General features: G+C 40.4%; 12 protein-coding genes. 1 reads left to right on the forward strand and 11 read right to left on the reverse strand.

All coding sequences use genetic code 11. The features are described from left to right. Positions 1-3 precede the first annotated feature (3 nt). The 5 genes from glpX to MHB51_RS09265 all read right to left on the reverse strand — a co-directional run bounded on the left by glpX (position 4) and on the right by MHB51_RS09265 (position 4,589). Positions 4-960, reverse strand: a complete 957-nt coding sequence (gene glpX / locus MHB51_RS09245; RefSeq protein ID WP_066168223.1) for a class II fructose-bisphosphatase — start codon at positions 958-960, stop codon at positions 4-6. A gap of 63 nt (positions 961-1,023) precedes the next feature. Then, positions 1,024-2,295, reverse strand: a complete 1,272-nt coding sequence (locus MHB51_RS09250; RefSeq protein ID WP_066168220.1) for a UDP-N-acetylglucosamine 1-carboxyvinyltransferase — start codon at positions 2,293-2,295, stop codon at positions 1,024-1,026. 30 nt (positions 2,296-2,325) lie between these two features. Then, a complete protein-coding gene (gene fsa / locus MHB51_RS09255) occupies positions 2,326-2,976 on the reverse strand; it encodes a fructose-6-phosphate aldolase (RefSeq protein WP_066168218.1) in 651 nt (216 codons plus the stop codon). 254 nt (positions 2,977-3,230) lie between these two features. Continuing rightward, positions 3,231-4,085, reverse strand: coding sequence for a class II fructose-bisphosphate aldolase (locus MHB51_RS09260; RefSeq protein ID WP_066168216.1), 855 nt, complete (start codon positions 4,083-4,085; stop codon positions 3,231-3,233). 123 nt (positions 4,086-4,208) lie between these two features. Then, the gene (locus MHB51_RS09265) at positions 4,209-4,589 is read right to left on the reverse strand and encodes a response regulator (protein ID WP_235616042.1); all 381 of its coding nucleotides are present in this window, start codon (positions 4,587-4,589) and stop codon (positions 4,209-4,211) included. Between the two features lie 344 nt (positions 4,590-4,933). On the opposite strand from MHB51_RS09265, the gene MHB51_RS09270 reads away from it, so the two are divergent. Further along, on the forward strand, positions 4,934-5,494 hold the full coding sequence (locus tag MHB51_RS09270; RefSeq protein WP_066168213.1) for a DUF2529 family protein: 561 nt from the start codon (positions 4,934-4,936) through the stop codon (positions 5,492-5,494). Positions 5,495-5,562: 68 nt separating this feature from the next. On the opposite strand, the gene MHB51_RS09275 is transcribed toward MHB51_RS09270, so the two are convergent. The 6 genes from MHB51_RS09275 to MHB51_RS09300 all read right to left on the reverse strand — a co-directional run bounded on the left by MHB51_RS09275 (position 5,563) and on the right by MHB51_RS09300 (position 14,817). Further along, on the reverse strand, positions 5,563-7,164 hold the full coding sequence (locus tag MHB51_RS09275; protein ID WP_342557993.1) for a CTP synthase: 1,602 nt from the start codon (positions 7,162-7,164) through the stop codon (positions 5,563-5,565). Positions 7,165-7,526: 362 nt separating this feature from the next. Then, positions 7,527-8,060, reverse strand: a complete 534-nt coding sequence (gene rpoE, locus MHB51_RS09280; protein ID WP_066168452.1) for a DNA-directed RNA polymerase subunit delta — start codon at positions 8,058-8,060, stop codon at positions 7,527-7,529. Positions 8,061-8,543: 483 nt separating this feature from the next. Continuing rightward, the gene (gene icmF, locus MHB51_RS09285) at positions 8,544-11,783 is read right to left on the reverse strand and encodes a fused isobutyryl-CoA mutase/GTPase IcmF (protein ID WP_342557994.1); all 3,240 of its coding nucleotides are present in this window, start codon (positions 11,781-11,783) and stop codon (positions 8,544-8,546) included. 102 nt (positions 11,784-11,885) lie between these two features. Further along, entirely contained in the window at positions 11,886-12,521 is a 636-nt protein-coding gene (locus MHB51_RS09290; RefSeq protein WP_066168203.1) for a TetR/AcrR family transcriptional regulator, read from the reverse strand. Positions 12,522-12,524: 3 nt separating this feature from the next. After that, on the reverse strand, positions 12,525-13,661 hold the full coding sequence (locus tag MHB51_RS09295; RefSeq protein ID WP_342557995.1) for an acyl-CoA dehydrogenase: 1,137 nt from the start codon (positions 13,659-13,661) through the stop codon (positions 12,525-12,527). A gap of 19 nt (positions 13,662-13,680) precedes the next feature. Further along, on the reverse strand, positions 13,681-14,817 hold the full coding sequence (locus MHB51_RS09300) for an acyl-CoA dehydrogenase (protein WP_107942025.1): 1,137 nt from the start codon (positions 14,815-14,817) through the stop codon (positions 13,681-13,683). Between the last annotated feature and the right edge of the window lies 1 nt (position 14,818).

Consider the following 14,818-nt stretch of genomic DNA (forward strand, 5'->3'; position numbering starts at 1 on the left):
AGCTTAATACGTTGGTTTTTTCTCAATGCTGTGACGACCTTCAATAAATCGTACAGTTCCCGATTTAGCACGCATTACAACTGAATGTGTTAAGGCATATGCTCCTTTGTATTGAACGCCTCGTAAAAGCTCACAGTCTGTTACAGCCGTTGCTGCAAAAATAGCATCATCACCTTTTACTAAATCGTCCATATACAATACTTTATTCACATCAATGCCCATTTTATTACAACGTTCTAACTGTTCTTCATTTTCAGGTACAAGTTTCGCTTGGAAATCGCCACCTAAGCATTTCAACGCAACTGCTGAGATGACACCTTCTGGTGCGCCACCGATACCAAACATAATATCGATACCTGTCTCATCGAATGCTGTATTAATTGCTGCGCCTACATCCCCATCTTGAATAAACTTAATGCGCGCTCCTGCCTCACGAATTTCATCGACAATCGCTTGATGGCGTGGTCGATCCAGTAATGTAGCCACAACATCGGAGACATTTTTATTTTTTGCTTTGGCAACTTGTAATAAATTATATGTGACAGAAGCATTAATATCAATTTTACCCGCAGCCTCGGGGCCAACAGCAATTTTATCCATATACATATCTGGTGCATTGAGCAAGTTACCGCGGTCTGCAATTGCTAACACTGTCATTGCGCCGTTTGCTCCTTTAGCAATAATATTCGTGCCCTCTAATGGGTCTACAGCGATGTCAACCTCTGGACCACCGTTGCGTAATCCAAGCTCTTCGCCAATATAAAGCATTGGCGCTTCGTCCATTTCGCCTTCCCCAATTACTACTGTCGCGTGCATTGGAATTGTATCGAACATCGTACGCATCGCCGTTGTAGCTGCATCATCAGCAGCTACTTTTTCGCCTCGTCCCATCCATTTCGCAGAGGCAATCGCTGCTGCTTCTGTTACTCGTACTACTTCCATTGATAAACTGCGTTCCATGTTTCCTTTTCCTCCTGCTATCATACCTTCACGGTTTCTTTTTCGTCGATTGTAAACAGTCAATTATTTGCTTGTATGTACAATTGTTTCACGGTGAATTTCCGCTCCAAGTGCACAAAGTTTTTCAATCAATCCACCGTAACCCCGCTCGATATGGTAAATGTCGTGAATTTCTGTTTCGCCTTCTGCAATTAATCCAGCTAATACTAATGCTGCACCCGCACGTAAATCTGTGGCAGTGACAGTTGAGCCTTGCAATTGTGTAGGCCCTTGAATAATTGCTGTATTGCCCTCAACTCGTGCATTTGCATTCATTCTACGCAGCTCGTCAATATGCTTAAATCTTGCAGAATAGATTGTATCCGTTACTTTTGAAGAGCCATTTGCTTGTGTTAGTAGCACAGATAAAGGCTGCTGAATATCTGTGGCAATACCAGGATAAACAAGTGTTTTTATATCGACAGCAGTTAAATCAGTTGTTTGCTTTGGTATAAAAATACTTTCTTCTCCTATTTCTACTTTAACGCCCATTTCCCTTAATTTAGCTACTAATGACTCTAAATGCAATGGGATGACGTTATCAATTGTGACACCATCACCAATAGCTGCCGCCATAATCGTAAAGGTAGAGGCTTCAATACGGTCGGGAATAATCGTATGATTTGTACCATGTAAGTCCTCTACACCATCAATGCGAATCACGCTCGTACCTGCACCTTTAATTTTCGCACCCATATTTGTTAACAATGTGGCAACGTCGATAATTTCTGGTTCTTTCGCAGCATTCTCAATAACTGTGCGTCCTTTTGCGCGAACAGCGGCAAGCATAATATTAATAGTTGCACCTACACTTGCTACGTCTAAATAAATTTTCGCACCTATCAATTCGTCAGCACGTAAATAAATTGCACCATGCTCATTTGACACTGTTGCACCTAATGCCTCAAAGCCTTTAATATGCTGGTCAATTGGGCGTGGTCCTAAGAAACAGCCTCCAGGTAAGCCAATAACTGCTTTTTTAAAGCGACCTAGCATTGCGCCCATCATATAGTATGAGGCACGTAGCTTTTTCACATTGCCATTTGGCAGTGGCATTGCTGTCATCTTGCTTGGGTCAACTGTCATTTGCCCGTCCTCGAATGACACTTCCCCACCAATTTCTTCTAGTAAAGCTTTCAATGTCCATGCGTCTGAAATTGCAGGGATTCCTTCAATTGTGACGGAGGAACTCGCTAGGATTGATGCCGGAATTAAAGCAACTGCACTATTTTTGGCTCCACTAACTTTCACTGTACCTTTTAAACGTCGTTGTCCTGTGATTTTATAAACATCCATAACGAATCTCCCTCAAAGTGAAAGTGTTTTTTATTGTCCTTGGCGCTTTGACCAGTCCGCTAAAAACCCTTCAATTCCTTTATCTGTTAATGGATGGTTGAATAATTGCTGTAATACTTTAAATGGTGTTGTTGAGATATGAGCACCAGCTAGAGCTGCGTCTGTAATATGCTGTGGGTGACGGATTGATGCAGCAATGATTTCTGTTTTAATATCGTGTATCGTGAAAATATCTGCAATTGTAGAAATTAACTCTACACCATTATGTCCGATATCATCTAAACGACCTAGAAATGGAGAGACGTAAGTTGCACCTGCGCGGGCAGCCATTAAAGCTTGATTGGCGCTGAAAATAAGCGTTACGTTTGTTTTAATACCTTTTTCAGAGAAATGTTTACATGCCTTTAAACCTTCTGGCGTCATCGGTAGCTTCACTGTAATATTTGGATGAATTGCAGCTAGCTCCTCGCCTTCTCTAATCATTCCTTCAGCATCTAAAGAAATAACCTCACCAGAAACTGAGCCGTCAACAAGCTCTGCGATTTCCTTTAGGCGATCATGGAAGTTTACACCTGGCTCCTTTGCTACTAGCGATGGGTTTGTCGTAACACCAGATAAAATCCCCCATGAGTAGGCTTCTTTGATTTCTTCAAAGTTTGCTGTATCAATAAAAAATTTCATTTTATAATATCCTCCTAAATAACAATTTCACTTCAAACAAAAAATGAAGAGAAGGTCAAGCTTAATAATCTGACACTTCTCCTGCGAATAATTCATTGTTTCCAAATTTTTTGGATGATTTATCTCGCATATACAGGCAAGTGGTCCTATATTTGCTGAAAAACAGTTCAAATGGACGATAAATAACCTGAATGATTGATGAAAACTAACAATCAGTGGAGGATGAGGACCCACCCACTGATTGCAATTGCATTTTATGCTTTTTGAGAGCTGCCGAATTCACGCATTTTCCCAACTACTGTTGTTTTAATTGCTTCACGTGCAGGTGTTAAATATTTACGTGGGTCATATACCTTTGTATCATTTGCTAGCACTTCACGAATTGCTTTTGTTGCCGCAATTTGATTTTCTGTATTGACGTTAATTTTCGCTGTACCTAATGAAATAGAACGTTGAATATCCTTTGTTGGGATACCTGTTCCACCGTGTAATACTAATGGAAGGTCTGCTAATTTAGAGATTTCCTCCATTTCAGTAAAACCTAAATTTGGCTCTCCTTTGTATGGTCCATGCACAGAGCCTAATGCTGGTGCTAAGCAATCAATATTCGTTGCTTCTACTAGTCGCTTACATTCGGCTGGATCTGCATAAATAATACCACCGATGACGCCATCTTCTTCCCCACCAACTGTGCCAAGCTCCGCTTCAACAGATACGCCTTTTGCATGCGCATACTCCACAACAGCCTTAGTTGTACTCACATTTTCATCGAATGGATGGTGAGAAGCATCAATCATAACAGAAGTAAAGCCTGCATCGATTGCCTCTTTACATTTTTCAAAGCTCGAGCCGTGGTCTAAATGAATTGCCACAGGTACTGTAATCTTATAGGATTCGATTAAACCTTTTACCATATGAACAACCGCAATAAAGCCACCCATATATTTCCCGGCACCTTCCGATACACCTAAAATAACTGGTGAATTTTCTTCTTGTGCAGCTTGTAAAATGGCTTGTGTGAATTCTAAGTTATTAATATTGAACTGTCCTACTGCGTAACCTTCTGCTTTTGCTTTAATTAACATTTCTTTCATCGAAACTAATGCCATGATTAAATCCTCCTCGGATAGTTGATCAGTTATTGTTTATTTTGACTCCAAATGAGCCTTCGCTGAATCTAGATAAACGCATATCCTTATCATAACAAAAATGAAGGGGTCTGAAAAGTTATTTCAAACACCTTCATTTTTACGGTTATTTAGTATTTCATTGACTGCATCGCGCACTTCAAAAATATTAAATGGTTTGGTAAAATACTTTGTTGCTCCTAGTTGAAATGCCTCATCAATTAGTTGTTGTTCACCGTAGGCTGTCATCATAACAACATTTATTACATCGCTTTGCGCACGTAATTCACGTAATATTTCAATTCCATTCATGCCAGGAATTTTCATATCAAGCAAGACGCAATCAATTTCTTCATTTTTAAATATATTTAATGCTTCAATTCCATTTGACGCTAAATACGTTTCATATCCCTCTTTTTTGAAAACTTCGTTTAACAATAGTCGAATCCCTTGTTGATCGTCTACAATAAGTATTTTTGCCACAATAGCATCCCCCTTTATTCATCAATCACACTTTGGTTAATTCTAATCCAGATTTTTCCGAGTTTGTTAGTAAATTATTCCCTAAAATTATTACGACACGTGCCAACGATTAACTGACATGCATCGGGCTTGCCTCCCTTCAAAATCTGTGACATCCATTGAAAGAAGTTAAATATCTAAAATTTGAACAATTACCTTATGTTAGTAATTTATTACATATATCGAAATAAATCAATAGTTCCATGAGATTAATTTCCTTTTTTTGTAGTGAGATTCATAATCAGCAATATAATTTGCATTTTTGCATTTTATTTTAGTGAAAATTATAATGATGGAGAGGTGTATTTATGTCGAAAATTTTAACAACACAACTAACAGGTGTATTGCAAAAAATTCAACAAAACGAAGAGGATGCCATCGAGGAAACAGCTCGCCTATTAGCACAAGCTGCTATCGGGCAAGGAACTGTCTATTTTGCCTGTTTTGGTGAAATGCAGGGGGTAGCACAAAATGCGCAACTTTCAGCCGAACCAATGACAAAAATGGCTTTATGGACAGACGATGCAGTTATTACTGAAGCCGACCGAGTATGTATTTTTACTCGACATGCTAACGATGCGCAAGCTCTTGCATTAGCAGAGCAGCTATATGATGCGTTTATTCCTTTTGCAGCAATTGCTAGTGAACGTGCAGATGATAATAATAAGTTAAGCGAGCTCGCTTATACTTACGTCTCCCTAAATTTACGTGGAGCCATTTTGCCTCATCCAACAAAGCTTGGGGCACGTATTGTAATGCCACATTTACTAGTCGCGCTTTTCGTCTATGAGGCAATTAAGCTGTCTTATGACGAAATGCTTGCAGTGGATGATGAGGCAGACGATGAAATTCAGTCGCCTTTTGGTTAATTCGAAAAATAGAAGAGGCTGTTAGGAAGTATTGGTGTATACCTACTCTCCTAACAGCCTTTTCTTACTTATTTATTGTTAAATGCCGCACCAACAAACTCACGGAATAGCGGTTGTGGACGTTGCGGACGTGAAATGAGCTCTGGGTGGAATTGTGCAGCTACAAAGAACTTTTTGTCTGGAAGCTCGATAATTTCCACTAGCTTATTATCTGGTGAAACACCTGAAAAGACAATACCTTCCGCCTCCATCGCCTCACGGAATTCATTGTTGAATTCATAACGGTGACGATGGCGTTCATAAACTAATTCTTCATCATTGTAGGCATGGCGCGCTACTGAACCCTCCCTTAGCTTACATGGATATAAGCCTAAACGTAAAGTACCGCCTAAATCTGTATCCTCGGATTGGTCTGCTAGGAAATCGATAATCGGATATTTTGTTTCTTTATCTAATTCTGTAGAATTCGCACCTTCTAAGCCCATTTTATTGCGTGCGAATTCAATTGTCGCAAGCTGCATCCCTAAGCAAATACCTAAAAATGGAACATCATTTTCACGCGCATAGCGAATTGCTTCGATTTTCCCTTCAATACCACGGTCACCAAAGCCACCCGGTACTAAAATACCATCCGCTTTATTTAATATTTGCTCTACATTCGCAGCCGTTACTTCCTCGGCATTAATCCAATCAATTTCAATATCCGAGTCATATACATAGCCGGCATGCTTTAATGCTTCAACTACAGAAATATAGGCATCTTGAAGCTCTACGTATTTTCCTACTAAAGCAATGCGAGTTTTATTCCCTAAATTTTTCACTTTATGAACAAGCTCTTTCCAATCTTCCATATCTGCTTTTGGCGCTTCAATACCAAAATGGTCTAATACAATTTGGTCAAAGCCTTGTGCCAATAAATTTAGTGGTACTTCATATAAATGCTCTGCATCACGTGATTCAATAATATCTGATGATCGAACGTCACAAAATAGTGCAATTTTTTCCTTCATTTCTTGCGGTACAGGCTGCTCTGTACGCAAGACGATAATGTTTGGCTGAATACCTAATGAGCGCAATTCTTTCACAGAGTGTTGAGTTGGCTTTGTTTTCATTTCGCCCGCCGCTTTAATGTACGGCATCAATGTACAGTGAACATACATAACATTATTATGTCCTAAGTTTGTACGCATTTGGCGTATTGCCTCTAGAAATGAAAGCGATTCAAAGTCCCCTACAGTACCGCCAATTTCTGTAATCACAACGTCTGCCGAAGTTTCGCGACCCGCACGTTGAATGCGTTCTTTAATTTCATTTGTTACATGAGGAATTACCTGAACAGTGCCACCGTTATAATCGCCACGTCGTTCTTTATTTAAAACAGATTGATATACTTTACCTGACGTAACCGTTGAGTGTTTGCCAAGGTTGATATCGATAAAGCGCTCATAATGCCCTAAGTCTAAGTCAGCCTCAGCACCATCGTCTGTTACGAAAACTTCTCCGTGCTGGTATGGGCTCATCGTGCCTGGGTCGATATTTAAGTATGGGTCGAATTTTTGAATCGTTACTTCCAATCCACGATTTTTTAATATGCGACCTAATGATGCCGCTACGATTCCTTTTCCTAATGAAGATACAACGCCGCCTGTTACGAAAATATACTTTGTCATTTTGTATTCCTCCTTCTAATTATGAAAAACTTGAATTCCCCCCCTTCATATCTGCTGAAGGTTTTAACTTCATCTCACCATTTGTAGAAATGGGAGGTTTCTACCTTTCAGTACATTGAATGAAGTTAATCATAGGTAATCAAGTTTTGTGGGTATGTTAGCAACAACAAAAAACGCTCCTCCTGCATTTATTTTGCAGGGGGAGCGTGTTACTTATCCGGTCAATCTCCTTTTTTAAGGAGCCCAATTAAAAGATTATATGGAAGCGGAAAAGAAGTCAAGAACTTTTGCTTATGACATTTTAATTTATCTCGTATTAACGATTAGGAATCTTTCCATTACGAGCCATGTCAAAAGAAGAATTACTCTTCGTTCTCTTCATCTTCCTCTAATTCTTCTTCCTCATCGATAAGGAATTCATCTTCTTCCTCAATTAAGTCCTCGTCGATTTCAGCGTCGATATCTTCGATTTCTTCATCATCAAAATCGATTAGCTCTTCTTCAATTTCTTCCTCTTCTTCTACGAACTCGTCGAAGTCTTCTTCAAAGCCGATATCTTCCTCATCAAGGTCTTCAATTTCTTCATCCTCATCTTCTACTTGCTTCGACTTCTTCTTACGTACTTTAACTGTTGGAGCAGTTTCCTCTTCAATTGTTTCAATCTTATACCAAATGCGTAAGCCCCAGCCATTTTCATGGTTTAATAAGAAGCGACCATCTATGTTCATATCTGTATAAAATTGTATTAAGCGTGTTTTCATTTCAGCATCTGATAGACCATTATACACTTGAATTTCTTTTAATAAATCGGCGAATAATAGTGGTGATTTTCTTTCTTCTAAAATTGCGTATGCTAAGTCGATTAGTGATTCTTCAGCTAATTGTTCTTTTGTCATTTCACGAAGGTTCAAAATCGTGCACGTCCTTTCTTTTTACGTTTATTTAGTTTTGGCATGATCCTGAAAGTTAATTATGCCTTTAGAAACTATTTTAGTCCAATTTTTCAAATCATGTTATCCATTATATACAAACATAGCGTAACTATGCTAGCTTCATTTTCTATTTTTTATTTTTGCAACCTCTTTCGCACCTATGTAAAAGAAAAATGCTGATAAAAGCAGTAAAGGAATCGAGGCCATTTGTCTATTGTACAATACAAAGGTGGCAAATAAGCCCGTTATAATAACCATAAATGTTAGAAAGCTTTTCATTTTGCCACCCGCCCTTTTTGGTCTCATTCATCTTACTTCAGTATACTGCAATTATAGCACTTCAATATATTATTATATTTGCATTTTCGAAATTTTTTCAATTTTAACATCGGAGGTGTAAATTGGGCCGCTCAGAAAGCAATTGCTTTCCAAACAGCCCCAGTCAATTTACATATTACGACGGTATTGTCCGCCCACTTCATAAAGCGCTTTCGTAATTTGGCCTAAGCTTGCAACTTGCACAGTATCCATTAATTGTGCAAAAATATTGCCACCTGTCACAGCTGCGTGCTTTAAGCGTTTGATTGCTTCATCTGCTTCGTTTGCATGACGTGCCTTAAATGCTTCTAAGTTCGCAATTTGTAAATCCTTTTCCTCCTGCGTTGCACGTGCAATTTCCATGCTGTCAATTTGCTCTGCTGAAGGTGGATTTGGATTTAGATACGTATTAACACCGATAATCGGTAACTCTCCAGAATGCTTCAAATGCTCATAGTACATGGACTCTTCTTGAATCTTTCCACGCTGATATTGCGTTTCCATTGCCCCAAGTACACCGCCACGGTCATTCATACGGTCAAATTCCTCTAGAACAGCCTGCTCTACTAAATCCGTTAACTCCTCCACGATAAAGGCTCCTTGTAGGGGATTTTCGTTTTTCGATAAGCCGTGTTCTTTCGTAATAATCATTTGAATGGCCATCGCGCGTCGCACAGATTCCTCAGTCGGTGTTGTAATCGCTTCGTCATAGGCATTCGTGTGCAATGAATTACAATTGTCCTGCAGTGCCATTAATGCCTGCAATGTTGTACGAATATCATTGAAATCAATTTCCTGTGCATGTAAGCTACGACCTGATGTTTGAATATGGTATTTCAGCTTTTGCGAACGCTCGTTAGCGCCATATTTATCGCGCATTACAATTGCCCAAATACGGCGTGCAACACGACCAATTACCGTATATTCAGGGTCTAAACCGTTCGAGAAGAAGAAGCTCAAATTTGGTGCAAAATCATCGATATGCATGCCTCGGCTTAAATAATATTCCACATAAGTAAAGCCATTTGCTAATGTAAAGGCAAGCTGTGAAATTGGATTTGCCCCTGCCTCTGCAATATGATAGCCCGAAATTGATACCGAGTAGTAATTGCGCACTTTATGGTCAATAAAATATTGCTGAATATCGCCCATCATGCGCAGCGCAAATTCCGTAGAGAAAATACATGTATTTTGACCTTGGTCTTCCTTTAAAATATCAGCTTGCACTGTGCCACGCACGACCTGAAGCGTTTTTGCACGCACTTCAGCAAATTCTTCCACTGTGAGGACACGCCCTAGCTTCTCCTCATGCTTTTTTACCTGCTGGTCAATTGCTGTATTCATAAACATCGCTAAAATAATTGGCGCTGGTCCATTAATTGTCATTGATACAGATGTGGAAGGTGCACATAAGTCAAAGCCTGCATACAGCTTTTTCATATCATCTAAAGTACAAATGCTGACGCCTGATTCCCCAACTTTACCGTAAATATCAGGTCTTATATGTGGGTCCTCGCCGTATAACGTTACCGAGTCAAATGCCGTTGATAAACGCTTAGCATCATCGTCCTTTGATAAATAGTGGAAGCGTTTATTTGTGCGCTCTGGCGTCCCCTCTCCAGCAAATTGACGCTTCGGGTCTTCCCCTTCACGTTTAAACGGGAATACTCCTGCTGTATATGGGAATTCGCCCGGTACATTTTCCGCATAGACCCAACGTAAAATTTCACCGTAGTCTACAAATTTCGGCAAGGCAACTTTCGGAATTTTTGTACCTGATAAAGATGTCGTTCGCAAAACTGTACGAATTTCCTTGTCACGCACTTTCGTTACAAGCTCTTCACCAGCATACGCCTCTTTTAAAGCTGCCCAGTTCGCTAAAATTCGCTTGGATTCAGCGGATAATTCATTTTTGACAGCTTCTATTAATGTATCAATTGATGCAATTAATGCTTCCTCTGATGCAGCAAGCTGCTGCCTTGTTCCCTCCAGCTGATATAATTTGCGAGCAAATTCCACTTGCTGTTCGGCTTTTTTATGATAACCACGCACAGCATCTGTAATTTCACGTAAATAATAGCGTCGCTCATTTGGAATAATCACATCTTGCTTTTGTGTTTTTATAGATTGCTCATAAGCTGTTTCCCAATCTAGTTCAAACTTTTCATTAATTGTTTTTACAAGTGCTGCAAATAGAGAGTTTGTTCCTTTATCGTTAAATTGACTAGCAATCGTTCCATAAACAGGCATATCATCTAAATTAGCAGTCCATAGTTCACGTGAGCGTTGATACTGCTTTTGCACTTGACGCAGCGCATCCTCGGAGCCTTTACGCTCAAATTTATTAATTGCAATAATATCAGCAAAATCAATCATATCAATTTTTTCAAGCTGTGTCGGTGCACCAAATTCGCTCGTCATCACATACATGGACAAATCTGTATGCTTCGTAATTTCAGCGTCACCCTGACCGATACCACTTGTTTCAACAACGATTAAATCATAGCCAGCTACTTTTACAACATCGAGTACATCACCAATTGAAGCAGATAGCTCCGTATGTGAGTCTCGCGTTGCTAAGCTGCGCATATACACACGATTGTTGAAAATTGCATTCATACGAATACGGTCCCCTAGTAATGCGCCACCCGTTTTTTGCTTCGTTGGGTCCACCGAAATAATAGCGATTTTTTTATCTGGAAATTCTTGCAAGAAACGACGAATAAGCTCATCTGTTAAAGAGGATTTACCTGCCCCACCAGTACCTGTAATCCCGAGAACAGGCGTATTTTTCGATTTAGTACGTGCCTCTTGCAATAAAGGCTGAACACCTTCACCACCAATTTCCGCAGCCGTAATTAAATTTGCTAAAATTTCAGGTGTATCCGTTGAAAGCTGATGGAGTTTTTCTAAATAATCGCCTTGCAATGTCGAAAAATCTGTCCCCTCAATTTGACGATTAATCATCCCCTGCAAGCCAAGTACACGCCCATCCTCTGGTGAGAAAATACCTGCGATGCCGTATTCATGTAGTTCTTTAATTTCACGCGGTAAAATAACGCCACCACCGCCACCATAAATTTTAATATGTGGTGCACCTTTCTCTCGCAAAAGGTCGTACATATATTTGAAATATTCCATATGCCCGCCTTGATAGCTTGAAATAGCGATTCCTTGTGCATCCTCTTGAATAGCTGCATTCACAACCTCTTCAACAGAGCGGTTATGTCCTAAATGAATCACTTCCACACCACTTGATTGTAAAATGCGGCGCATAATATTAATCGATGCATCATGCCCATCAAATAAACTAGATGCCGTCACGAAGCGTACATGATGCTGCGCACGGTATACCTCTACTTTTCCCATTGCTCTTTCCCCTTTCGCTTGCTTTTTGCCCCTTATAGTAAAAGCGCAAATTGCATAGCGGCTACGTATGCAATTTGCGCTAATTTTAGCTAAAATTTTTTCCTACTGCTTGCGCATAATACCAAATAACAATGTATTCGTTTGGTATGCAATAAACTCATCGACTGTACAATGCTTATGCAAGGCCCACTTTCTAAATGCCCAGCTTTGCCCTTGTATAACGATATGGTTCGCTGCTAAAAATAACTCCTGCTCTGAGAGGCGCAAGACTTCTTGTTCGGCACAATTTTTCAGTATATTTTGAAAGAGTGCAACCATTTCCAATTCTTTATTTAAAACGTAATGCAGCGCCTCTTTCGATAATGACTTTGATTCTTGATACATAATTGTGAATGCATCTGTCATGCTATCAATTAATAAAAAGTACTGCTTAATCGCTTCTTTTAGCTCATCAATTGTGCCCGAATGCTGTGGGAAACGATCAAGTCGCTGCTTTACTTCGTGGTAAATGCTGTCACATAGCAAGTACAGCACATCTTCCTTCGTGCGTACATATTCATATAACGTACCAATACTAAAGCCCGCTACTTTAGCAATTTCACGTGTCGTCGCTCGATGAAAGCCCTTTTCTTTAAATAGCACAATCGCTGCATTAATAATTTGTTGGCGGCGAAATTCGATTAATTGCGCATCTTTTACAGACGTCTCAACTTGCAGTTTTTCCTTGCTCTTAGCCATATATCACTTCGTTAAATTACGCGAAATTACAAGGCGTTGAATTTCTTGTGTGCCTTCGTAAATCTGCGTAATTTTTGCATCGCGCATAAAGCGCTCTACAGGATAATCTTTTGTATAGCCGTAGCCTCCAAAAATTTGCACTGCCTCCGTTGTCACGTCCATCGCTGTATCGCCTGCCATTAATTTTGCCATCGCTGATGCTTGGCCGTATGGTAAATCATTCGACTCCAGCCAAGCTGCCTGATATGTTAATAAACGCGATGCTTCAACCGCTGTTGCCATATCTGCAAGTTTAAATGAAACGCCTTGATTCGCTGCAATCGGCTTGCCAAATTGCACCCGTTCCTTCGCGTATTCTACCGCTGCATCTAGTGCGCCTTGTGCAATACCAACCGCTTGTGCAGCAATTCCGTTGCGTCCGCCATCTAATGTTTTCATCGCGATAATAAAGCCTTGTCCGACTTCACCTAGCACATTTTCCTTTGGTACACGGCAATTATCAAAGATGATTTCCGTTGTTGGCGATGAACGAATACCTAACTTTTTCTCTTTTTTCCCTACAGAGAAGCCCGGCATATCTGCTTCTACAATAAAAGCTGTTGTCCCATGCTTCGCCTCTGGGTCAGTTACAGCAAAAACAACATAAATGTCTGCAATCCCACCGTTTGTAATAAAGATTTTCGAACCATTTAGTACATAGTGGTCACCATCTAATGTTGCATAAGTTTTCATACCGCCTGCATCAGAGCCTGAGCCTGGCTCTGTTAAGCCGTATGCGCCGATTTTTTCACCTTCTGCCATTGGGCGAAGATATTTTTGCTTTTGCTCCTCTGAACCATATTTATAAATTGGCCAGCCTGCTAATGACGTATGTGCTGATAATGTTACGCCTGTTGATGCACATACGCGCGAAAGCTCCTCTACTGCGATACAGTATGCAAGATAATCAAAACCTGCACCACCATACTCCTCTGGCCATGGAATACCCGTTAAACCTAACTCCGCCATTTTATCAAAAATCGCGCGGTCAAACGTCTCATGTTCATCGCGCTCTGCCGCACTCGGAGCTACTTCATTTATAGCAAAATCTCGAATCATTTCACGTAATTGCTCATGTTCCTCTGTTAATTGAAAATTCATTTCTTAATCCCCCTTGTATTTATTTCAATAGGTTTTTTCCAATAACAATGCGCTGAATTTCACTCGTACCCTCATAAATTTCCGTTACTTTAGCATCACGGAAATAGCGTTCCACTGGATAATCCTCTGTATAACCGTAGCCTCCAAACACTTGCACCGCATCAATTGCTACTTGAACTGCTGTTTTAGAGGCAAATAGTTTCGCCATAGATGCTTCCTTTCCACATGCCATGCCCTGCGAGCGTAAATTTGCAGCCTGATAAACGAGAAGCTTCGCCGCCTCTACCGCCGTCGCCATATCCGCTAGCTTAAAGCCTACACCTTGCTGTGCGGCGATTGGCTTGCCAAACTGTACACGTTCCTTAGCATACGCTGTCGCTGCCTCCAAAGCTGCTTCTGCAATGCCTAATGCCTGCGCCGCAATCCCAATGCGACCTGCATCTAAGTTTGCCATCGCGATTTTGAAACCTTCCCCTTCGTTCCCTAACAAATTGTCTGCTGGCACTAGCATATTTTCAAATGTCAGCTGTACTGTGCGTGAGCCATGTAAGCCCATTTTTTGCTCATCCTTACCAATAATTAAACCAGGTGTATCCTTCTCTACGATAAACGCTGAAATACCGCGTGAGCCAAGCTCTGGCTTTGTATTAGCAAAGACAATATAAACATCCGCTTCTCCGCCGTTTGTAATAAATACTTTCGAGCCATTAATAACATAATGGTCTCCCTCTTTAACAGCACGTGACTTTAATGAGCCTGCATCACTACCAGCACCAGGCTCAGTTAAACAGAAGGCTCCTAAATATTCTCCTGTGGCTAGCTTTGACACATACTTTTCCTTCTGTGTGTCATTGCCAAAATAAAGAATTGGATTCGTACCGACAGATGTGTGTACAGATAAAATAACTCCTACTACTGCACTGACTTTCGATAGCTCATGAATAGCGATAATATATGATGTAAAGTCCATTTCTGAGCCGCCATACTGTTCAGGTGCTGTTATCCCCATTAAACCAAGCTCGCCCATCTTCTTCAAAATTTCGCGTGGAAATTCACCAGCCTCCATTCGTTCAACAAATGGTGCAATCTCACTTTCTGCAAAGTTCTTTACCATGCCGCGCATCATTTGCTGTTCTTCTGTAAAACGTAATTCCATC

Origin of the sequence: Metasolibacillus sp. FSL K6-0083 (assembly GCF_038630865.1) — a bacterium.
Classification (GTDB): domain Bacteria; phylum Bacillota; class Bacilli; order Bacillales_A; family Planococcaceae; genus Metasolibacillus; species Metasolibacillus fluoroglycofenilyticus.

What these genes read in the sequence shown, in the direction of transcription:
- glpX (WP_066168223.1), bottom strand. Translation starts at nt 960, where the DNA reads ATGGAACGCAGTTTATCAATGGAAGTAGTACGAGTAACAGAAGCAGCA.
- MHB51_RS09250 (WP_066168220.1), bottom strand. Translation starts at nt 2,295, where the DNA reads ATGGATGTTTATAAAATCACAGGACAACGACGTTTAAAAGGTACAGTG.
- fsa (WP_066168218.1), bottom strand. Translation starts at nt 2,976, where the DNA reads ATGAAATTTTTTATTGATACAGCAAACTTTGAAGAAATCAAAGAAGCC.
- MHB51_RS09260 (WP_066168216.1), bottom strand. Translation starts at nt 4,085, where the DNA reads ATGGCATTAGTTTCGATGAAAGAAATGTTAATTAAAGCAAAAGCAGAA.
- MHB51_RS09270 (WP_066168213.1), top strand. Translation starts at nt 4,934, where the DNA reads ATGTCGAAAATTTTAACAACACAACTAACAGGTGTATTGCAAAAAATT.
- MHB51_RS09275 (WP_342557993.1), bottom strand. Translation starts at nt 7,164, where the DNA reads ATGACAAAGTATATTTTCGTAACAGGCGGCGTTGTATCTTCATTAGGA.
- rpoE (WP_066168452.1), bottom strand. Translation starts at nt 8,060, where the DNA reads ATGACAAAAGAACAATTAGCTGAAGAATCACTAATCGACTTAGCATAC.
- icmF (WP_342557994.1), bottom strand. Translation starts at nt 11,783, where the DNA reads ATGGGAAAAGTAGAGGTATACCGTGCGCAGCATCATGTACGCTTCGTG.
- MHB51_RS09290 (WP_066168203.1), bottom strand. Translation starts at nt 12,521, where the DNA reads ATGGCTAAGAGCAAGGAAAAACTGCAAGTTGAGACGTCTGTAAAAGAT.
- MHB51_RS09295 (WP_342557995.1), bottom strand. Translation starts at nt 13,661, where the DNA reads ATGAATTTTCAATTAACAGAGGAACATGAGCAATTACGTGAAATGATT.
- MHB51_RS09300 (WP_107942025.1), bottom strand. Translation starts at nt 14,817, where the DNA reads ATGGAATTACGTTTTACAGAAGAACAGCAAATGATGCGCGGCATGGTA.